The following is a 19,366-nucleotide window of genomic DNA, read 5'->3' as shown; positions in this document are numbered from 1 at the left end:
ATTAAATGAATATCTCTTAGATGATTTATTCAATTGCTGGAAATTATCACCCCATGCACCATGCAGGCCATGCCATGCGCCGGGAAGGTCCGCGCGCAGACCGATGAGGAGCCCTGTTGTGCAAGAGACCCCCCCTGTGAATACCGCCGCCTATACGGTGCGCCATGCCGTGATCGACCTGTTGCGCCAGCTGGGCATGACCCATGTGTTTGGCAACCCGGGTTCGACCGAGCTGCCGCTGTTTCGCGATTTCCCTGAAGATTTTTCCTATGTGCTGGGCCTGCAGGAGGCGGTGGTGGTCGGCATGGCCGACGGCTACGCCCAGGCCACGCGCCGGGCGAGCTTTGTGAACCTGCATTCGGCCGCGGGCGTGGGCCATGCCATGGCCAACATCTTCACCGCGTTCAAGAACCGCACGCCGATGGTGATCACCGCCGGGCAGCAGGCGCGCTCCATCCTGCAGTTCGACCCTTTCCTGCATTCGAGCCAGGCGGCCGAGCTGCCCAAGCCCTATGTGAAGTGGAGTTGCGAGCCGGCCCGCGCCGAGGACGTGCCCCAGGCGCTGGCCCGGGCCTATTACATCGCCATGCAGGAGCCCCGGGGCCCGGTGCTGGTGTCGATTCCGGCCGACGACTGGGAGCACCCGGCCGAGCCGATCACGGTGCGCGACGTGGGCTTTGAAGCCTGCGCCGACCCGCGCGTGCTGGACATGATCGCCCAGGCCCTGGACGGTGCCCGGGCGCCGGCGCTGGTGGTGGGCGCGGCCGTGGACCGCGGCGCCGCCTGGGATGCGGTGGTGGCCCTGGCCGAACGCCACCAGGCCAGGGTGTATGTGGCGCCGATGTCGGGGCGCTGCAGCTTTCCCGAAGACCATCCGCTGTTCGCCGGTTTCCTGCCGGCGATGCGCGAACGCATCGTGCAGCTGCTCGGCGGCCATGACGTGGTGTTCGCCGTGGGCGCGGCGACGTTCACCTACCATGTGGAAGGCCAGGGGCCGCACATCCCCGCCGGCACGGCGCTGTACCAGCTGATCGAAGACCCGGCCATCGCCGCCTGGGCGCCCGTGGGTACGGCGGCCGTGGGCAATATCCGCCGGGGCGTGCAGGAACTGCTGGCACGGCCCGCGCCGGCAACGCGGGCCGCGCCCGCGCCGCGCCTGCCCGCGCCCCGGGCCCAGCCGCCCGAATCCGGTGAGCGCATGTCGGTGGCCTGGGCCATGCAGACGCTGGCCCAGGTGCGCGATCCACACAGCATCGTGGTCGAGGAAGCGCCGAGTTCGCGCTCCACCATCCAGGCCTATCTGCCGATTTTTCACTCCGGCACTTTCTACACCATGTGCAGCGGCGGCCTGGGGCACAGCATGCCGGCGGCCGTCGGCGTGGCCCTGGCCCAGCCCGAGAAAAAAGTGCTGGCGGTGCTGGGCGACGGTTCGAGCATGTATGCCATCCAGGCGCTGTGGAGCGCGGCCCAGCTGCGCCTGCCCATCACTTTCGTGATCCTGAAGAACCGCCGCTATGCCGCGTTGCAGGAGTTCGCCAAGGTCTTCGGCTACCGCGACGGCGAGAAAGTCGAAGGCACGGAGTTGCCCGACATCGATTTCGTGGGCCTCGCCAAGGCCCAGGGCTGCGACGGCGTGCATGTGGAAGATGCGCGGCAATTGCAGGCCGTGCTGACGGCGGCCCTCGCTTCGCCGCGGCCCATTCTGGTCGAAGTGGAAGTGGCCTGAGCCGGGGCGCGAGGCCCCTGGAAAACAAGACAACTACAAGGAGACAAGCGAACATGAAATCACAAAAGCAAGCCAACGCCGCGCGCCGCCAGGGCCTCAAGGCCTTGTCGGCGCTGGGCCTGTGTGCCATGGCCTGGACCACGCCTGTCATGGCCCAGTCCTGGCCGGAAAAGCCGGTGCGTCTGGTCGTGAATTTCGCGCCCGGCGGCGCGGCCGACGTGCTGGCGCGGGCCATCCTGCCCCAGCTGTCGCAGACCCTGGGCCAGCCGGTGGTGATAGAGAACAAGCCCGGCGCGGGCGGCAACATCGGCATCGCCGAGACCGTGCGGGCGAGCAAGGACGGTTACACGCTGCTGCTGAGTTCGGGCGGCGCGATCACGATCAACCCCATGATCTACGGCAAGCTGCCCTATGACCCGGCGCGCGACCTCACGCCCGTGGCGGCAATGGCGCGGATCCATGTCTACCTGGAGACCCACCCCAGCGTGCCGGCCAAGAACGTTGCCGAGTTCATCCAGTACCTCAAGGCCAATCCGGGCAAGATCAGCTACGGCTCGCCGGGCCAGGGCAGCTCGCCCCATCTGGCCGGCGAAATGTTCAAGCGCATGGCCGGCGTGGATGCCGTGCACGCGCCTTATCGCGGCGCGGCGCCCGCGCTCAACGACGTGGTCAGCGGTCAGTTGCAGTATTGGTTCGATCCGGGCCCGGGCCTCAAGCATGTGGATGCGGGCAAGCTGCGTCTGCTGGCCGTGGGCAGCCCCAAGCGCTCGCCCCAGTACCCGAATGTGCCCACGCTGGCGGAAAGCGGTCTGCCGGGGTTCGATGCCGACACCCTGTTCGGCATTTACGCGCCCACGGGCGTGCCGGATGCGGTGGTGGCCAAGGTGCGTGACGGCATCGCCCGGGCGCTGGAGCAAAAGGCCGTGCTCGACATCATTGCCAGCCTGGGCGCGACGCCGGCCGCAATGACGCGCAAGCAGTTCGTGGACCACCACGCCATCGAGCGCGAGCGCTTTGCCGATCTGGTCGCCAGCATCGGCCTGAAGGCTGAGTGAGCCAGCGGCCCAGGAGGTCGTCCGCTGAAGTTTTCAGACCCGCCCCGCCAGCCCAGCTGGCGGGGTTTTTTCATGCCGCGGCTCAGGCCCCGAACGACAGGGCGCTGGTCGGCAAGGGTTGGCCCAGCACCGAGATCAGCGCGGTGTAGTGCATGGTTTCGTCGGCGGCCAGTCGTCCGGCGACCTTGGCCAGGTCGCGGTTACCGAAGGCGGGAATCACGCCCAGGTAGGCATTGGTGGCACCCAGCTCCAGCCGTGCGGCGAGCATCAGCACGTCGTTCTGGTTCTTGAGGGTGCTGGCCTTGAGCGATTCGGCATAGACCTGCAGCGTGCGTTCCGCCACGGGCTTGCCGCCGAGCTTCTGGATGGTGGCGATCAAGGCGTCGCGGTGGGCTTTGTGTTGGCTCTGGAACAGCACGGCCACATCCAGCACGGGCTTTTGCAGCAGGCCGCTGCCGGCACCCAGCTGGTAGGCGTTGATGGCTTCATGCTCCAGACCCAGGGCGATGTTGAGGATGGAGACATCCTTGGAAGTGTCGCTGCCCATGCCTTGGGCCAAGGAGTCCTTGCCGGCCAGCATGGCCACGGCGACAGCGGACAAGGTACCCGTGGTGCCCAGAAATCCGCGGCGCGAGGCCAAGGGAGTTGAGCTGTCTGCAAAGAAGTTGGTGTTCATGATGGCTCCTGGTTGACGGTGGGGCTTGTCGGCACGGTTGCGTGCCTGACACTGGAAATACGCAGCCCTGGCGCCCCTGGATTCAGGTTCCTGAAAATATTTTCCAAGCCCTGCAGGCGCCAGGGTTGCATCCAATCGCCCGGAACCTGCGTACAGGAAGGTAGGCAAGACAAATTCGCAGGTCTTGGCAGCAATCCAACAGCACCGTTACAAACCGGTGCTTCTCAGCACAATGGCGGCATGAGCGCCAACACACCGGACAGCGAACTGATGGACCTTCTAGACCGCATCGCCGTACAGGACGAGGCTGCACTCAAGCACCTGTACGAGCACGCCGCCTCGCGCCTGTATGGCCTGGCGCTGCGCGTTGTCGGCAACAAGGAGTGGGCCGAGGATGTGCTGCAGGAGAGCTTCCTGGGCATCTGGCGCACGGCGGGGAGTTACCGCGCTTCGCTGAGTCCGCCCATGGCCTGGATGGGACTGGTGGTGCGCAGCCGGGGCCTGGATTTCCTGCGCCGCCGCCGCGTGCAGCGCCTGCATTTGAACGTTGCGTGGGACGACGATGAGTCCTCGCAACCGGCCAGCGAGGCCCAAGGCCCGATGCAGCTGGTCGAAGCCAGCGAGCAGGCCGTGGTGCTCCACCAGTGTCTGCAGCGGCTGGAGCAGCCCCAGCGCCAGGTGGTGAGCCTGGCCTATCTGCGCGACCTGAGCCACAGCGAACTGGCCAGCCAGCTGCAGTTGCCATTGGGCACCGTCAAGACGTGGATGCGCCGAAGCCTGGAGCAGCTGCGCAAATGCATGGCAAGGCATGTATGAGGCACCCCCTGAGCCGCTTCGCGTCTTCCCCCTCTCAACCTTCGGTGGAGGGGGACGGCAGCCTCGCTGCGCGACGGCGCTTGCTCGCTGCCCCTGGGTTGGGGCGCGCCAGTGGCATAGGCCACAGGTCGTGCGAGCGCTTTACTGAGAAGTTGCCATCATGAACCTGACCCAAAACCCCGAACTGCTGGACCGCCTGGCGGCGGCCTATGCGCTGGGCACGCTGCGCGGCGGCGCGCGCCGGCGCTTTGAACAGCTGGCGCGTGAGCAGGCGCAGGTGCGCGCCGCGGCCTTGCTATGGGAAGGCCGCTGGTCTGCCTTTTCAGAAGTGCAATCCCCGGTGCAGCCGGACGCCGCGGTGTGGCTGCGTATCGACAACCTGCTGCAGGCCGAAAAGCTGCGCGCCGCGCAGGCCCACCGTCGCCCGCCAACCGATGTCGCCCGCGTTCCCGCGCGCGCGCTTGCCTGGTGGCGCAACGCCGCCTGGGCCGGGGCCTTTGCCTCCGTGGCGGCCATCGCCGTGGGCCTGTGGTCCCACCAGGGGCTGCGGCAGGCCAGCCAGCAGCAACTGGCCTTGCTGCAAAGCCAGGTGCGGACCGCGCAGGCGGCGTTGCAGGCCACACCGCAAATCCAGTACGTGGCGGTGCTCGCCGACGGCCGGGCGGATCCCTCCATGCTGGTGACTTTCGACGCGCGCAACAACCGGCTGGTGCTGCAGCGCGTAGGCGACTTCCGCGAAGGCCCGAACCAGTCGCTGCAGCTGTGGGCCTTGCCGCCGCAGGGCCGGCCGCAATCCCTGGGCGTGCTGGGCCAGGGCAAGCTCGAGCAGCTCAAGGCGCAGGAAGCCCAGGTGCAGGCCGTGCCCACGCTGGCCATCAGCCTGGAGCCCAAGGGCGGCGTGCCCAGCGCCACCGGGCCCACGGGGCCGGTGCTGTTTACCGGCGCATTGATCCGGCGGGATTTGTAGGCGCCTTAACCCAGTTGTCCGCGACGATCGCAACCCACGCCACTGGCATGGCCCAGCAAGGGGCAGCGAGGAAGGGCCGCCCCGCACCGAGGCTGCCGTCCCCCTCCACCGAAGGATGAGAGGGGGAAGCGGCGTAAGCCGCTCAGGGGGTGCTCGATTTCACCCCGGCCAAACCCACAGCAGCGCGCTGGTCATCAGCAGGTAGCGCAGAAACTTGCCTATGGCCATGTAGAACAGGCAGGGCCAGAACGGCAGGCGCAGCCAGCCGGCGACGGCGCACAGCGGGTCGCCGACCAGCGGCAGCCAGCTGAGCAGGCAGGCTTTGGCGCCGAATCTGCGCAGCCAGGCGCGCGCTTGGAGGTGGTGGCGGGAGGGCTGGCGCTCTTCGGCTTCCCGCGGCAGGGAAGGATCGGCGGCCGCGCGCAGGCGACGGGCCCGGGCTTTTTCCCAGGCCTTTTGCGCGGCGCGGCCCATCCACCAGCTGATGCCGCCGCCCAGCGTGTTGCCGGCCGTGGCCACCAGGATGGCCGGCCAGAACAGGTCGGGGTTGAGCTGCAGCAGGCCGGCCACGGCCGGCTCGGAGCCCAGCGGCAGCAAGGTCGCCGAAATCAGTGCGATGAAGAACAGCGTGCTCAGCCCGAACTGCGGCAGCGACAACCATCCCAGCAACTCATGAATCCAGATTTCCATATCAGCGAAGTGTAGGCGCGGGCTGTCAAGCCTTTGGCCGGTCCGGGGTTATGGTGGAACTTTTACAAAACAAGGGGGAATGGCGCAATGTCCACAGTACAAATCATGGTGAAAGCCTGCCTGGGCGGCCTGGCGCTGGGCCTGGCCGGTTGCGGGGTGCTGCCTTCCTCGGGATCGGCGACGGCCGCGGTGTGGACGCCGGCGCTGGCCCAGGGCGCCTGCCGCGACATGGCGGGCGAGCAGGCGCGCCTGCAGGCGGTGCAGGCCGCGCTGGCCCGCCAGGGGCTGGCGCTGCGCGTGCTCGACTGTCCGCAGCTGACGCAGGCCGCCGGCGCGGGCAGGCAGGCCAGCGCGCAGGTGATCGCCGTGACGGTGATGGTGGTCGACGGCGAGCGCGCGGCCGAAGTGGTGCGCGGGCCGCTGGCCGATGGCGAAGCGGTGGACATGGGCAGTGCCGTGCCCGTGCCGGCGACGACCCCGAAGCAGGCCCAGGCCGTCAGCGCCAATCCTGCGGCCTTGGAGCCGTCTGCCGACGCGCTGTCGCCCGACGTGGTGCACAACCGGGCCTGGCTGCGTGCGGCCATGGCCGCCCAGGGGTTCAAACCCGTGGCCGGCTGCTGGTGGGCTTTTTTACCCAGGTAGTTGATGCGCCTTTGGTGGTTTTATGGCCGCTGCATGCTGCTGAAAAATTAAGCAGATACAATCTTGCCTCTTTTTCCCGTCTTCTTTTTCCCACCCGACCCCATCAATGGCACTGCTGCGCATAGGACACATTCCGCTGGAGAACCGGTTGTTTGTCGCCCCCATGGCGGGAGTGACCGACAGGCCGTTTCGCCAGCTCTGCAAGGCGCTGGGCGCCGGCTACGCCGTCAGCGAAATGGTGACTTCGCGCAAGGACTTGTGGAACAGCCTCAAGACTTCGCGCCGCGCCAACCATGACGGCGAGCCCGGGCCGATTGCCGTGCAGATCGCCGGCACCGACGCCGAGATGATGGCCGATGCCGCGCGCTACAACGTCGATCGCGGCGCGCAGATCATCGACATCAACATGGGCTGCCCGGCCAAGAAGGTCTGCAACAAGTGGGCCGGCTCGGCGCTGATGCAAAACGAGAAACTGGCCGTCGAGATTGCCCAGGCCGTGGTCGAGGCCTGCGCGAGCGCCAACGTACCGGTGACGCTGAAGATGCGCACCGGCTGGAGCGACGACCACAAGAACGCCGAAGCGCTGGCGCGGGCCTTCGAAGGCGTGGGCATTCAAATGCTCACCGTCCATGGCCGCACGCGCGAGCAGGGCTACAAGGGCTTCGCCGAGTACGACACCATTGCGGCCGTCAAGGCCGCGGTGCGGGTGCCGGTGGTGGCCAATGGCGACATCACTTCGCCGGAAAAGGCGCGCGACGTGCTGGCCTATACCGGCGCGGACGCCATCATGGTCGGCCGCGCGGCCCAGGGTCGGCCCTGGATTTTCCGCGAGATCGGCCATTTCCTGGCCACGGGCGAGCACCTGGCGCCACCGCGGGTCGCCGAGCTGCGCCACCTGCTGCTGGACCACCTGCTCGACCATTACCAGCTGTATGGCGAAGGCACGGGCGTGCGCAGCGCGCGCAAGCACATTGCCTGGTACCTGCGCAGCCTGCCCGGGGGAGAAGCATTGCGGCAACACATCAACACAATCGAGGACTGCGGCGTGCAGTGGCAGGCGGTGGCCGACTACCTGGAGCAGCTGGCCACGCAGATGGACCGGCTGCCGGTGGCGGCACCGGACGAAGCCCACGACGCCCAGCCTCAGGAAGAATCCGCAGGACAGACTGCATGAGCAACCCAAACAATCAGAACATCGAGCAATGCGTGCGCGAGAGCCTGGAGAGCTACTTTCGCGACCTGGATGGCGAGTCGCCCAACGGCATGTACGACATGCTGCTGCGACTGGTCGAGAAACCGCTGTTGGAAGTGGTCATGAACCAGGCCGACAACAACCAGTCACGGGCCGCCGAATGGCTGGGCCTGAACCGCAATACGCTGCGCAAGAAGCTGGTCGAGCACCAGATGCTCTGAGCTGCGCGCCCCCTTACAAAAGGCCGTCCTTTGCCTATCCCGCAGATGCGCCTTTCCCCGTTTTCTTTTAATTGAAATCGCACCATGTCCCTCACCGCACTCCTTTCCGTCTCCGACAAGACCGGCATCGTTGAATTCGCCCAGGCGCTGCACGCCATGGGTATTCGCCTGCTCTCGACCGGCGGCACCGCCAAGCTGCTGGCCGACAAGGGCCTGCCCGTGACCGAAGTGGCCGAAGTCACGCAGTTCCCCGAAATGCTCGACGGCCGCGTCAAGACCCTGCACCCCAAGGTGCACGGCGGCCTGCTGGCCCGTCGCGACGTTCCCGCCCACATGGCGGCGCTCAAGGAACACGGCATCGACACCATCGACCTGCTGGTGGTGAACCTCTACCCCTTCGAAGCCACCGTGGCCAAGCCCGGCTGCACGCTGGCCGATGCCATCGAGAACATCGACATCGGCGGCCCGGCCATGGTGCGTTCCGCCGCCAAGAACTGGGCCGACGTGGGCGTGGTGACCGATGCGTCGCAATACCCCGCCGTGCTGGCCGAACTGCAGGCCGCTGGCCGGCTGTCGAACAAGCTGCGCTTCGAGATGTCGGTGGCGGCGTTCAACCGCATCGCCCAGTACGACGGCGCGATCAGCGACTACCTGTCGAGCGTGAGCTTCGAAGAAGAAAAGCTGTCGGAAGAGTACGTGCCCACGCGCGCCACTTTCCCCGGCCAGGCCAACAGCCAGTTCATCAAGGTGCAAGACCTGCGCTACGGCGAAAACAGCCACCAGCAAGCCGCCTGGTACCGCGACCTGGCACCCGCTGCCGGCTCGCTGGCCACGGGCGTGCAGCTGCAAGGCAAGGAACTGTCGTACAACAACATCGCCGACGCCGATGCGGCCTGGGAATGCGTCAAGAGCTTTGAAGCGCCTGCCTGCGTGATCGTCAAGCATGCCAACCCCTGCGGCGTGGCCGTGGCCGGCAACGCCCACGACGCCTATGCCAAGGCTTTCCAGACCGACCCGACCAGCGCGTTCGGCGGCATCATTGCCTTCAACCGCACGGTCGATCTGGCCGCGGCCCAGGCCGTCGCCAAGCAGTTCACCGAAGTGCTGATGGCCCCCGACTTCACGGCCGAAGCGCTGGAAGTGTTCAAGTCCAAGGTCAACGTGCGCCTGATGAAGATCGCGCTGCCTGCCGACTACAACCAGGTGCGCAACGCCATCGAGACCAAGCGCGTGGGTTCGGGCATGCTGCTGCAGACCGCCGACAACCATGAGCTGCAACTGGCCGACCTGAAAGTCGTGACCATCAAGCAGCCCACCCAGGAAGAGCTGCAAGACCTGCTGTTCGCCTGGAAGGTCGCCAAGTACGTCAAGAGCAATGCCATCGTCTTCTGCAAGAACGGCATGACCATGGGCGTGGGCGCGGGCCAGATGAGCCGCCTGGATTCGGCGCGCATCGCCTCGATCAAGGCCGAAGCCGCCAAGCTGTCGTTGCAGCACACCGTGGTTGCCAGCGACGCTTTCTTCCCCTTCCGTGACGGCCTCGACGTGGTGGTGGATGCAGGTGCAACCTGCGTGGCCCAGCCCGGCGGCTCCATGCGCGACCAGGAAGTCATTGACGCCGCCAACGAGCGCGGCGTGGCCATGGTCTTCACCGGCGTGCGCCACTTCCGCCATTGAAATGAGGGGCACCCCCTGAGCCGCTTCGCGTCTTCCCCCTCTCAACCTTTGGTGGAGGGGGACGGCACCCTCGGTGCGGGGCGGCCCTTCCTCGGCGCCCCTGGACTGGAGCGCGCCAGTTTCATGGGCCATTGACTGGATGTTGACACCGTCTTCTTTTCCGTCTCGGCGCTGGCGCCGGATGGGGTTGGTCCTGGCCGCGGCCCTGGTGCTGGTCTTGCTGGTCTGGTTGGGTCAGCAAAGTCTGCGCGCACCGGCTGCGCCCGCCGGCCCGCCGCCCACGCAGCAGGCTGGCTGGACACTGGTGCAAGACCAGTACTGTCTGCGCTGCCACGGCATGGAGTTCACCCATGTCGGTCCTGGCTTTGCGCAGATCGCCCAGCGCTACCGCGGTGACCCGGCCGCGCTGGAGCGGCTTGCGCTCAAGATCCGTGAAGGCAGTGCCGGCGTCTGGGGGCGCAAGCTGATGCCGCGCAACCCCCGCATCAATGCCGAGGACGCCCAGGCCATGGCCGCCTGGGTGCTGAGCCAGCCGGATCCGCCGGCGCAATAGTTTTTGCCCGCTGACAAGCCATCGTCTTGAACGATGGCTTTCACTTTGCCGCGGATTGCCGCGCGAGAATGAACACTGCAGCCGTTCACCAAGGACTCGCATGCAGTGGCTCCAGACCAAATCCATAGAACAGGCGGTGGCCGACTCCGACGAGCCCGGTCGCCAGCTCAAGCGCAGCCTGGGTGTGTTCGACCTGATGATTCTGGGCGTGGCCGTCGCTGTGGGCGCGGGCATTTTCTCGGTGGGCGCGCGCGCCGCGGGCAGCTTTGCCGGCCCGGCCGTGATCTTCTCCTTCGTGCTCGCCGCGGCGACCTGCGCCCTGGCCATCATGTGCTACGCCGAGTTCGCATCCAGCATTCCGGTCACGGGCAGCGCCTACACCTATACCTACCTGACCATGGGCGAGGGCCTGGCCTGGATCATTGGCTGGAATCTGTTGCTGGAAATGGTCGCGGCCGCCGCCGTGGTGGCCAAGTACTGGGGCATCTACCTGAGCACGGTGTTCGGCCAGGCCGGGCTGGATGTGCCCAGTACCGTGCACCTCGGGCCGGTGGCGCTGGACTGGGGGCCGCTGCTGATCGTCGGCCTGTTCACGGCGCTGCTGATCGTCGGCACCCAGGTCTCGGCCCGGGTCAACAACGTCTTCACGCTGATCAAGGTGGCGATCGTGCTGTTCGTGATCGTGGTCGGCTTCAGCTACATGAAAACGGCCAATTTCTCGCCGTTTGTACCGCCTTCGCAGCCGGCGGTGGCGCTCGCCGGCAGTCAGGGGGGCGATGTCTGGGCCCAGTCGCTGCTGTCCTGGCTCAGCGGCGCCAGCCCCAGCCAATATGGCTGGACGGGCGTGGTCTCGGGGGCATCGCTGGTGTTCTTTGCCTTCATCGGCTTTGACGTGGTCGCCACTTCGGCCGAAGAGGTGCGCGATCCGCAGCGCAACCTGCCGCACGGCATTTTCGGCGGCCTGGCCCTGGTGACGCTGCTCTACATCCTGGTGGCCCTGGCGCTGACTGGCATGGTGCCCTATACCGAGCTGGCCAAGGCCGAGCACCCGTCGCTGGCCACGGCCTTCGTGCTGGTGGGCGCGGGCTGGGCGGCGCAGGTGATTGCCATCGGCGTGCTGCTGGGCCTGACCACGGTGGTGATGGTCTTGCTCATGGGCGCGTCGCGCGTGATGCTGGCGCTGTGCCGCGACGGCCTGCTGCCGCGCTCCTGGGGCACGACCTCGGTCCGGCGCAAGACGCCCGTGCGCCTGCAGCTGCTGTGCAGCGCCGTCGTGGCCTTTCTCGCCGGCTTCACCAATGTCGGCCTGCTCGAGGAGATGATCAACATCGGCACGCTGTCGGCCTTTGTGATGGTCAGCCTGGCGGTGCCGGTGCTGCGCGCAAAGCGCCCCGACCTGCAGCAGGTGCACAGCTTTCGCGTGTCTTGGGTGCCCTGGCTGCCGTGGCTGTCGGCCGCGCTGTGCCTGTACCTGATGCTCAACCTTGCCACCTTGACCTGGCTGCGCTTTGGCGTCTGGCTGGTGCTGGGCGTGGCGGTGTACCTGGCCTATGGCGCGCGCCATTCGCGGCTTAGAGGAAGATAAGCCCCCTGAGCCGCCCCGGCTTCCCCGGGGGGGCGGCACCCTTGCTGTGGCGCGGCCCCTGCGCAGTAATGCCCATGGATGTCAATCAATTGCAAGAAAAAAGCAAAATAATTGCATATGATGGAGGTGTCATTCGACATTGGGTATCATCGAACGCACAGAGCCACGCCCTTCAAGCCCGGCAGGAGAACGACATGATTGCAAGCCCTCGCCCCAGCCCCGACCCCGCCGTCGTGTTGACCAAGGCCACGCTGCGGGCCGCCGAACAACTGGGGCTGAGCAATGCCGATCTGGCGGCGGTGATTGGCGTCAGCGAGGCCACGGTTTCCCGCCTCAAGTCCAGCGGTCGGCCCATCGGTCCCAGTACCAAGGAAGGCGAGCTGGCGTTGATGCTGATTCGCGTGTTCCGCTCGCTGGACCCGTTGATCGGCGGTGATGACAACAAGCGCAAGAACTGGATGGGCAGCTACAACAAGGCCCTGCTCGGCAGCCCCAACCAGTTGATCCACAAGGCCGACGGCCTGGTCAGAACCCTTTCCTATCTGGATGGCATGCGCGCGGCATCATGAAGGCGCAGACCTGGGACCTGGCCTGGCTGGAAACGCATTGCGTCGACCTCGGCATGGAGAACGCATGGCGAGGCGTGGAAACGCAATACATCGCGGCTTCCATGAAGCTGGTGGACTCGCTGGAAGAGCAGGCCTTGCTGGAGCAGCTGCTCGAAAGCAGCAAACCGCCCGCCGCGCAAAGCGCCACGGCCCAGCATTACCTGCTGCTGAGCCCCTTTCGCTATTTTCCGCAGCACAGCTCACGCTTCCGACCCGCTCAGCAAAGCGGCCTGTGGTACGGCTCATCCACGCTGTCCGGGGCTTGTTCGGAAATTGCCTATTGGCGCATGCGCTTTATCCAGGATAGCGCGGGGCTGGTGGCGGGTGACGAACTGCTCACGGAACATACGTTCTATCAAGCCTGCGTACGTGGGCGCGCCATCAACTTGATGGCCGCTCCATGGGTGCAGCTGTCGCATTTGTGGAAGCACGCGTCCGACTACAGCGCGACCCATCAACTGGCCGCCGCGGCGACCGCGGCTTCCATCGACTGGATTCAATACGAGTCGGTGCGAGCGCCCAGCTGTGCCTTGGCTGCGGCCCTGACCCCTGATGCCTTGTTCGCCGACGATGCCGCGCTGGAGCAATCCAGGCAGGAGTGGATCTGCAAGGCGACCCGGGACAAGGTGATGATGATCAACAAGCGTGGCACTGAACGCTTTGAATGGGGCGAATAGCGCCGCCAAGGCCCCCGTGGCAAAAAAGCCCCGCAGGCGATGGCCTGCGGGGCTTTTTTGTGTGGACCGGAGCTGGCGCTTACAAGGTCTTGAATACCGCGCGCGCGGCTTCGACCGTGCGGTCGATGTCGTCGTCGGTATGGGCCGCGCTGACAAAGCCGGCTTCGTAGAGCGCGGGCGCGAAGTAGTGGCCGCGGTCCAGCATGCCGTGGTAGAACTTGTTGAAGCGTTGACCGTCGGTGCGCATCACTTCGGCGTAGGTGCTGGGCAGTTCGGGCAGGAAGAAGAAGCCGAACAGGCCGCCTTGCCAGTCGCCGCAGAAAGGCAGGCCGGCAGCGTGCGCGGCTTCGGTCAGGCCGGTGATGAGGCGGCCGGACTGGCGGTGCAGCTGGTCATGGAAGCCTGGCTGGCTGATCAGCTCCAGCGTCTTGAGGCCGCAGGCCGTGGCAATCGGGTTGCCCGACAGCGTGCCGGCCTGGTAGACCGGGCCCAGGGGCGAGAGCTTTTCCATGATCTCGCGGCGGGCACCGAAAGCGGCCATGGGCATGCCGCCGCCGATGACCTTGCCCAGCACCGTGATGTCGGGTGCAAAGTCGGGGATTTGCGCGGCGTAGACGCTCTGGGCACAGCCCAGGGCCACGCGGAAACCGGTCATGACTTCGTCGTAGACCAGCAGGGCGCCGTGCTGGGTGCACAGCTCGCGCAGGCGGCGCGTGAAGGCCACGCTGGCGCGCACGAAGTTCATGTTGCCGGCGATGGGTTCGATCATCACGCAGGCGAGCTGCTCGCCGTGCAGCTGGAAGGCTTCTTCGAGCTGGGCGATGTCGTTGTATTCGAGCACCAGCGTGTCCTGCACGGCTTCGGCCGTCACGCCGGCGCTGGTGGCATTGCCGAAGGTGGCCAGGCCCGAGCCGGCCTTGACCAGCAATGCGTCGGAGTGGCCGTGGTAGCAGCCGTTGAACTTGATGATCTTCTTGCGGCCCGTGAAGCCGCGCGCCAGGCGCATGGCGCTCATCGTGGCTTCGGTGCCCGAGCTGACCAGGCGCACCATTTCCATGGACGGCAGCAGCGCGATGATTTTTTCGGCCAGCGTGACTTCACGCTCGGTCGGCGCGCCGAAGCTGAAGCCGTCGAGCGCGGCTTCTTGCACGGCGGACAGCACTTCGGGGTGGCCGTGGCCCAGAATCATCGGGCCCCAGGAGCCGATGTAGTCGACGAACTGCTGGTCGTTGGCGTCCCAGAAATACGCGCCCAGGGCGCGTTTGACGAAGCGCGGCGTGCCGCCAACGGCATTGAAAGCGCGCACGGGCGAATTCACGCCGCCAGGGATCACGGCCTTGGCGCGTTCGAACAGGGGAAGATTGAGGTCAGTGTTTGGTGTCATGGGGTGGCATCACAAAGCCCTCGAGGGGCAGAGGTTCGTTTACCGAGCGGCTCAGAGGCAGGGAGGGCGCAGGGGCTGCTTCCTCTTCTTCGGTGTCGGCATCCAGTTCGTCGTCCTCGGGCTGGGCCCAGAACATGCGATCCGGCAGAAACTGGCCCATGCCTGGGCGAAAACCGTTGTCCAGGCTGTGGTCCAGATATTCCAGGGCTTCCTGCGTGGCGCTGACCAGGTCGTTGCCGCTGGCCACCAGGGCGGTGAGGGCGGCGGACAAGGTATCGCCCGCGCCGTTGAACGAGCCGTCGAACATTTCGAAGCGGTGGCTGGCCAGCACGGCCTGCGGCGTCGACAGCACGTTGTCGAGAAACTGATCGGGCAGGACCATGCCGGTCACCAGCACATAGGGCACGCCCAGCGCGTCGGCGGCCATGGCCAGGTCGCGGGCGCTGGGGCTGCGGCTCGCATCCCAGTCGGGCAGCAGCCAGCGCCACAGCGTGCTGTGGTTGCCGACCAGCACCGAAGTCTGCGGCAGGACCAGTTCGCGGAACGCGTCCAGGTACTGGTCCAGCAGATCGTCGCGCCACCACGACAGTTCGGGCATGTAGCTGATGATGGGCAGGTCGGGGTAGTCGGAAGAGATTTCGGCGATCACCGCCAGGTTTTCGGGGCTGCCCGCGAAGCCGACCTTGATCGCCCGCACGGGTATGTCCTGCAGCACGGCCCGGGCCTGCTCGTCCACGCAGTCGTCAGGGAAACTGTAATGTTCGAAGATACGACCGGTGTCGCGCGCATAGGCGCCCGTGACCACGCCCAGCGGGTGTCCGCCGACCGAGGCAATGGTGGTGATATCGGCCGTGAGACCGCCGGCGCCGCTGGCGTCGTTGGCATTGAAAACCAGCACGCAGACCGGTTGCGCGACGTCGAAGTCTTCGTCCGCTTCTGCGGCCGCTGCGGTGGGGGGAACGGGTATGGGCGAGGATGCCATGGTAGGCCTTAGTGTGCGCCGATGCGAATGCCAGCGCAGGCCAAGGAAATGACTAGATACAATCGTTGCATTCTATGTGAAGGCCCTTTAAGCTGTGACCAACCCTAAAACTTGGATGTGTTTGATCTGTGGCTGGCTCTATGACGAAGAGGCCGGTTGTCCCGAGCATGGCATTCCCTCGCAAACGCGTTGGGAGGATGTGCCGATGAACTGGACCTGCCCCGAATGCGCGGCCCGCAAGGAAGACTTCGAGATGGTCGAAATTTGAGCGCAGGCTGCACCTGCGCCGGCGTGTGATTGGGAGGCTCTCAAGTGACAACGACAGCGGATGCACCTTTGAAAGTGCTGGTGGTGGACGACAGCAACACCATCCGGCGCAGTGCGGAAATATTCTTGCGCCAGGGCGGGTACGACGTACTGCTGGCCGACGACGGCTATGACGCGCTGGCCAAGGTCAACGACTACCAGCCGCAGCTGATCTTCTGCGACATCCTGATGCCCAAGCTCGACGGCTACCAGACCTGCGCCATCATCAAGCGCAATCCGCTTTATGCGGATACGCCCGTGGTCATGCTCTCGTCCAAGGATGGCGTGTTCGACAAGGCCCGTGGCCGCATGGTCGGCTGCCAGGACTACCTGACCAAACCCTTTACCAAAGACCAACTGCTGCAGGCCGTGCGGCAGTTCGGCAAGATTCCCCTAGGAGCGATGTGATGCCTATTCACAAGGTGCTGGTCGTTGATGACTCCAAGACCGAGCTGATGTTCCTCACCGATTTGCTGCAAAAGCAAGGCATGCAGGTGCGCACGGCGGAAAACGCCGATGAAGCGTTTCGCTGCCTGGCCCAGGAAAAGCCCGATCTGATCCTGATGGACGTGGTGATGCCGGGCCAGAACGGCTTTCAGCTCACGCGCGCCATCACCCGCGATCCCCAATATGCCGACGTGCCCATCATCATGTGCACCAGCAAGAGCCAGGAGACCGACAAGGTCTGGGGCATGCGCCAGGGCGCGCGTGGCTACATCACCAAGCCGGTGGATCCGGCGGAGCTGCAGGCCAAGATTGCCGCGCTGAACTGAGCGACGCGCGCAGCCATGGCCAATCGCGAAGCGCTCAGAGAATTGCATGCGCGGCTTGCCGCGCGACTACAGGCGGCGCGCAGTGAAGGCGTGGCCGCGGCGAGCTGGCTGGCGGTGGAAGCCGGCGGCGGCAAATACCTGATGCCCCTGGCCCAGTCGGGGGAGATCTTTCCCTGGTCGGGCGTACTGCCCGTGCCCTATACCCAGCCCTGGTTCATGGGCGTGGCCAATCTGCGCGGCACCCTGGCCGCGGTGGTCGACTTTCCCGGGCTCATGGGCCACAGGGTGGCACGCACCGAAATGTCCTTGGGCGATGCCAGTCTGCTGGCGTTCAACGCGGCACTGGAAGTGAATGCCGCGCTGCTCGTGGACCGCTTGCTCGGCCTGCGCGGACCGCAGAATTTTGCGGGCATGCAGGATGCGCCTGCCGACGCCCCGGCTTACTGGGGTGCTACCTATTTCGACGAGGCGGGAGAGCCATGGCAGGAGATTCATCTGCAAAACCTCTCGCAAGATCCTGTATTCCTCAGCATCCGTGCCTGAGCTCTCTCCCGTGAGGCTGCGTTATGTCTTTTGCCCAAAAAATTGGAAAACTGTTTCAGCGTCGGTCTGCAAAGACGGGCGATGGCTCCGTCAGCGCGCCTGACGTTGCCGCGCCGCGCGATCCCTATGTGATCGACGCCGCGTCAGACCTGGCCGGCGATGCCGGGGTTTCCTCTTTTCTGGGCGAGGAGGTCGTGGCGGATGAAGAGCTGGTGGCGCTGCCGCTGCTGGGCCGTGCGCCGGCGCCGGTGCAACAGCGCCGCCTGCTGATCATGCTGGCGGTGGGCGTGATCGTGCTGGCCTTGATGGCGGGTTGGGTGCTGCAGCAGGCCGATCGCTCGGCCCAGCAGTTGGCGGCCAACGGCCAGGCGCTGATGCAATCGCAGCGGCTGGCCAAATCGGCGTCGCAGGCCATGACCGGCCAGGCCGCGGCGTTCGACGACGTGAAGGAAAGCGCGGATGTGCTGGCCCGCAGCGTGCGCGCCCTGGCCAGCGGCGATGCCGGCCTGGGCGTGCAGGCGCTGGGCCCGCAGTTTGGTGACGCCATGAAGGACATCGTGCCGCTGATGGAGCGCGCCGAAGCCGGCGCCCAGACCGTGATGTCACAAAAGCAGGTGTTGATGAAGGCTGGTGATGCGCTGCGCACGGTCAACCGCCAGTCTTCCGATCTGCTGGAAATCGCCGAGACGATTGCCTCGCTCAAGCTGCAGCAGGGCGCGACGCCAGCGGAAATCTCGGCCGCCGGTCAGTTGGTGATGCTGACCCAGCGCATCGGCAAGTCGGCCAACGAATTCCAGACCGCCGAAGGCGTGAGCCCGGAAGCGGTGTTCCTGCTGGGCAAGGATTTGAACTCGTTCAAGGAAATTGCCCAAAGCCTGCTCGACGGCAATGCCGAACTGCGCCTGCCCGCGACCCGCGATGCGCAGACGCGCGAACAATTGCAGGCGCTGATTGCGCTGTATGAGAAGACCCGCAGCGAAGCCAGTGCCATTTTGGGCAATCTGCAAGGCCTGGTGGCCGCGCGCGAAGGCCAGACCGCGATCAACACCGACAGCGAGCCGCTGCGCCGCCAGCTCGAAGCGCTGCAAGTGCAGCTGCGGGCCTCTTCCGGCCTGAGCGCAGGGCAGTTCGCCACGCTGGGACTGGTGGGCCTGTTCGTGCTGTTGTGCGGCGTGGGCATCTCCCGCGTGCAGCTGATGGACAGCCGCAACCGCCAGGGCGCGGCCGAGCAGCTGCAGCGCGACGCCAAGCGCCAGGAGCAGGACGCCAAGCGCATCAACGACGCCAACCAGGCGGCGATTTTGCGCCTGATGAACGAGTTGCAGTCGGTGGCCGAAGGCGATCTGACCCAGGAAGCGACGGTGACCGAAGACATCACCGGCGCCATCGCCGACTCGGTGAACTACACGGTGGAAGAACTGCGCGTACTGGTGGGCAGCGTGCAGAACACCGCCACCCGCGTGGCGCAGACCACGGCCGAAGTGGACAACACGTCGACCGAACTGCTGGCGGCATCGACCGAACAGCTGCGCGAGATCCGTGAAACCGGCCGCTCGGTGCTCGACATGGCGACCCGAATCAATGAGGTTTCGGCCCAGGCCCAGGAATCGGCCGCGGTGGCGCGCCAGTCGCTGCAGGCGGCGGATCAGGGCCTGAAAGCGGTGCAGAACACCATCGGCGGCATGAACTCCATCCGCGACCAGATCCAGGACACGTCCAAGCGCATCAAGCGCCTGGGCGAGTCGTCGCAGGAAATTGGTGAAATCACCGAGCTGATTTCCGACATTACCGAACAGACCAACGTGCTGGCGCTGAACGCCGCCATCCAGGCCGCATCGGCCGGCGAGGCGGGCCGGGGCTTCTCGGTGGTGGCCGAAGAAGTGCAGCGCCTGGCCGAGCGTTCGGCCGACGCGACGCGGCAGATCTCGGTGCTGGTAAAAGCCATTCAGACCGACACCCAGGATGCGGTCGCGGCCATGGAGCGCTCGACCCAGGGCGTGGTCGAAGGCGCGCAGCTGTCCGATACCGCCGGTACGGCGCTCAGCGAGATCGACAGCGTGTCGCGTCGCCTGGCCGAGCTGATCGAGCAGATTTCGCAGTCCACCTCGCGCGAAGCCGATCTGGCCAACGGCGTGGCCGACAGCATCCAGCACATTTTCGCGGTGACCGAACAAACCGGTGAAGGCACGCGCAGCACTGCCCAGCAGGTGCGCGAGTTGTCCCACATGGCTGAAGAACTGCGCCAGTCGGTGGCCCGATTCAAGATTGCCTGAAATCCTTTTTTACCCACTGG

The 19,366-nt window shown here is 65.9% G+C and carries 21 protein-coding genes; 17 read left to right on the top strand and 4 right to left on the bottom strand.

The window, feature by feature from the left end; genetic code table 11:
- Positions 1 to 103: 103 nt before the first annotated feature.
- On the top strand, positions 104 to 1,726 hold the full coding sequence (mdlC, locus tag N0K08_RS06250) for a benzoylformate decarboxylase (protein ID WP_261499220.1): 1,623 nt from the start codon (positions 104 to 106) through the stop codon (positions 1,724 to 1,726).
- A gap of 53 nt (positions 1,727 to 1,779) precedes the next feature.
- Positions 1,780 to 2,781: a Bug family tripartite tricarboxylate transporter substrate binding protein gene (locus N0K08_RS06245; protein ID WP_261499219.1), complete on the top strand. Its 1,002-nt coding sequence runs from the start codon at positions 1,780 to 1,782 to the stop codon at positions 2,779 to 2,781.
- Positions 2,782 to 2,863: 82 nt separating this feature from the next.
- On the opposite strand, the gene N0K08_RS06240 is transcribed toward N0K08_RS06245, so the two are convergent.
- Positions 2,864 to 3,457, bottom strand: a complete 594-nt coding sequence (locus N0K08_RS06240; protein ID WP_261499218.1) for a ferritin-like domain-containing protein — start codon at positions 3,455 to 3,457, stop codon at positions 2,864 to 2,866.
- Between the two features lie 240 nt (positions 3,458 to 3,697).
- Here N0K08_RS06240 and N0K08_RS06235 point away from each other — a divergent pair, with 240 nt between their 5' ends.
- Together N0K08_RS06235 and N0K08_RS06230 are read left to right on the top strand one after the other, a co-directional pair.
- The gene (locus N0K08_RS06235) at positions 3,698 to 4,273 is read left to right on the top strand and encodes an RNA polymerase sigma factor (RefSeq protein WP_261499217.1); all 576 of its coding nucleotides are present in this window, start codon (positions 3,698 to 3,700) and stop codon (positions 4,271 to 4,273) included.
- Between the two features lie 160 nt (positions 4,274 to 4,433).
- Entirely contained in the window at positions 4,434 to 5,240 is an 807-nt protein-coding gene (locus tag N0K08_RS06230) for an anti-sigma factor (RefSeq protein ID WP_261499216.1), read from the top strand.
- A gap of 159 nt (positions 5,241 to 5,399) precedes the next feature.
- On the opposite strand, the gene N0K08_RS06225 is transcribed toward N0K08_RS06230, so the two are convergent.
- Positions 5,400 to 5,930 carry a YqaA family protein gene (locus N0K08_RS06225; RefSeq protein ID WP_261499215.1) on the bottom strand — a complete coding sequence of 177 codons (531 nt, stop codon included), beginning with the start codon at positions 5,928 to 5,930 and terminating at the stop codon, positions 5,400 to 5,402.
- 87 nt (positions 5,931 to 6,017) lie between these two features.
- On the opposite strand from N0K08_RS06225, the gene N0K08_RS06220 reads away from it, so the two are divergent.
- The 8 genes from N0K08_RS06220 to N0K08_RS06185 all read left to right on the top strand — a co-directional run bounded on the left by N0K08_RS06220 (position 6,018) and on the right by N0K08_RS06185 (position 13,085).
- Complete coding sequence (locus N0K08_RS06220) at positions 6,018 to 6,572, top strand: M15 family metallopeptidase domain-containing protein (protein WP_261499214.1); 555 nt, start codon at positions 6,018 to 6,020, stop codon at positions 6,570 to 6,572.
- Between the two features lie 106 nt (positions 6,573 to 6,678).
- Positions 6,679 to 7,746: a tRNA dihydrouridine synthase DusB gene (gene dusB, locus N0K08_RS06215; RefSeq protein WP_261499213.1), complete on the top strand. Its 1,068-nt coding sequence runs from the start codon at positions 6,679 to 6,681 to the stop codon at positions 7,744 to 7,746.
- Positions 7,743 to 7,985 carry a Fis family transcriptional regulator gene (locus N0K08_RS06210; protein ID WP_261499212.1) on the top strand — a complete coding sequence of 81 codons (243 nt, stop codon included), beginning with the start codon at positions 7,743 to 7,745 and terminating at the stop codon, positions 7,983 to 7,985. The genes dusB and N0K08_RS06210 overlap by 4 nt, the downstream gene beginning before the upstream one ends.
- Positions 7,986 to 8,069: 84 nt before the next feature.
- Positions 8,070 to 9,662: a bifunctional phosphoribosylaminoimidazolecarboxamide formyltransferase/IMP cyclohydrolase gene (gene purH, locus N0K08_RS06205; RefSeq protein ID WP_261499211.1), complete on the top strand. Its 1,593-nt coding sequence runs from the start codon at positions 8,070 to 8,072 to the stop codon at positions 9,660 to 9,662.
- Between the two features lie 181 nt (positions 9,663 to 9,843).
- Positions 9,844 to 10,215, top strand: a complete 372-nt coding sequence (locus N0K08_RS06200; RefSeq protein ID WP_261499210.1) for a c-type cytochrome — start codon at positions 9,844 to 9,846, stop codon at positions 10,213 to 10,215.
- A gap of 100 nt (positions 10,216 to 10,315) precedes the next feature.
- On the top strand, positions 10,316 to 11,800 hold the full coding sequence (locus N0K08_RS06195) for an amino acid permease (RefSeq protein WP_261499209.1): 1,485 nt from the start codon (positions 10,316 to 10,318) through the stop codon (positions 11,798 to 11,800).
- A gap of 194 nt (positions 11,801 to 11,994) precedes the next feature.
- Positions 11,995 to 12,369, top strand: a complete 375-nt coding sequence (locus N0K08_RS06190) for an antitoxin Xre-like helix-turn-helix domain-containing protein (RefSeq protein WP_261499208.1) — start codon at positions 11,995 to 11,997, stop codon at positions 12,367 to 12,369.
- Entirely contained in the window at positions 12,366 to 13,085 is a 720-nt protein-coding gene (locus tag N0K08_RS06185) for an RES family NAD+ phosphorylase (RefSeq protein ID WP_261499207.1), read from the top strand. The genes N0K08_RS06190 and N0K08_RS06185 overlap by 4 nt, the downstream gene beginning before the upstream one ends.
- 79 nt (positions 13,086 to 13,164) lie before the next feature.
- On the opposite strand, the gene hemL is transcribed toward N0K08_RS06185, so the two are convergent.
- Entirely contained in the window at positions 13,165 to 14,469 is a 1,305-nt protein-coding gene (gene hemL / locus N0K08_RS06180) for a glutamate-1-semialdehyde 2,1-aminomutase (protein ID WP_261499206.1), read from the bottom strand.
- Positions 14,453 to 15,451 carry a bifunctional hydroxymethylpyrimidine kinase/phosphomethylpyrimidine kinase gene (gene thiD / locus N0K08_RS06175; protein ID WP_261499205.1) on the bottom strand — a complete coding sequence of 333 codons (999 nt, stop codon included), beginning with the start codon at positions 15,449 to 15,451 and terminating at the stop codon, positions 14,453 to 14,455. The genes hemL and thiD overlap by 17 nt, the downstream gene beginning before the upstream one ends.
- Positions 15,452 to 15,566: 115 nt before the next feature.
- Between thiD and N0K08_RS06170 the strand changes: the two genes are divergently transcribed.
- From N0K08_RS06170 to N0K08_RS06150, 5 genes are read left to right on the top strand one after another with little or no spacing between them, the layout of a single operon-like run.
- Positions 15,567 to 15,719 carry a rubredoxin gene (locus N0K08_RS06170; protein WP_261499204.1) on the top strand — a complete coding sequence of 51 codons (153 nt, stop codon included), beginning with the start codon at positions 15,567 to 15,569 and terminating at the stop codon, positions 15,717 to 15,719.
- Positions 15,720 to 15,763: 44 nt separating this feature from the next.
- A complete protein-coding gene (locus N0K08_RS06165) occupies positions 15,764 to 16,165 on the top strand; it encodes a response regulator (RefSeq protein WP_261499203.1) in 402 nt (133 codons plus the stop codon).
- Complete coding sequence (locus N0K08_RS06160) at positions 16,165 to 16,530, top strand: response regulator transcription factor (RefSeq protein WP_261499202.1); 366 nt, start codon at positions 16,165 to 16,167, stop codon at positions 16,528 to 16,530. The genes N0K08_RS06165 and N0K08_RS06160 overlap by 1 nt, the downstream gene beginning before the upstream one ends.
- Before the next feature lie 15 nt (positions 16,531 to 16,545).
- Positions 16,546 to 17,073 (top strand): chemotaxis protein CheW, encoded by a 528-nt coding sequence (locus tag N0K08_RS06155; RefSeq protein ID WP_261499201.1) that lies wholly within the window; start codon positions 16,546 to 16,548, stop codon positions 17,071 to 17,073.
- Positions 17,074 to 17,096: 23 nt separating this feature from the next.
- Positions 17,097 to 19,346, top strand: a complete 2,250-nt coding sequence (locus N0K08_RS06150) for a methyl-accepting chemotaxis protein (RefSeq protein ID WP_261499199.1) — start codon at positions 17,097 to 17,099, stop codon at positions 19,344 to 19,346.
- Positions 19,347 to 19,366 lie beyond the last annotated feature (20 nt).

Origin of the sequence: Acidovorax bellezanensis, from assembly GCF_025421555.1 — a bacterium.
In the GTDB taxonomy this organism is placed as follows: Bacteria; Pseudomonadota; Gammaproteobacteria; order Burkholderiales; family Burkholderiaceae_C; genus Comamonas; species Comamonas bellezanensis.
Note: the sequence above shows the minus strand (reverse complement) of the source record. Positions and strands in the feature narration are given on the sequence as shown.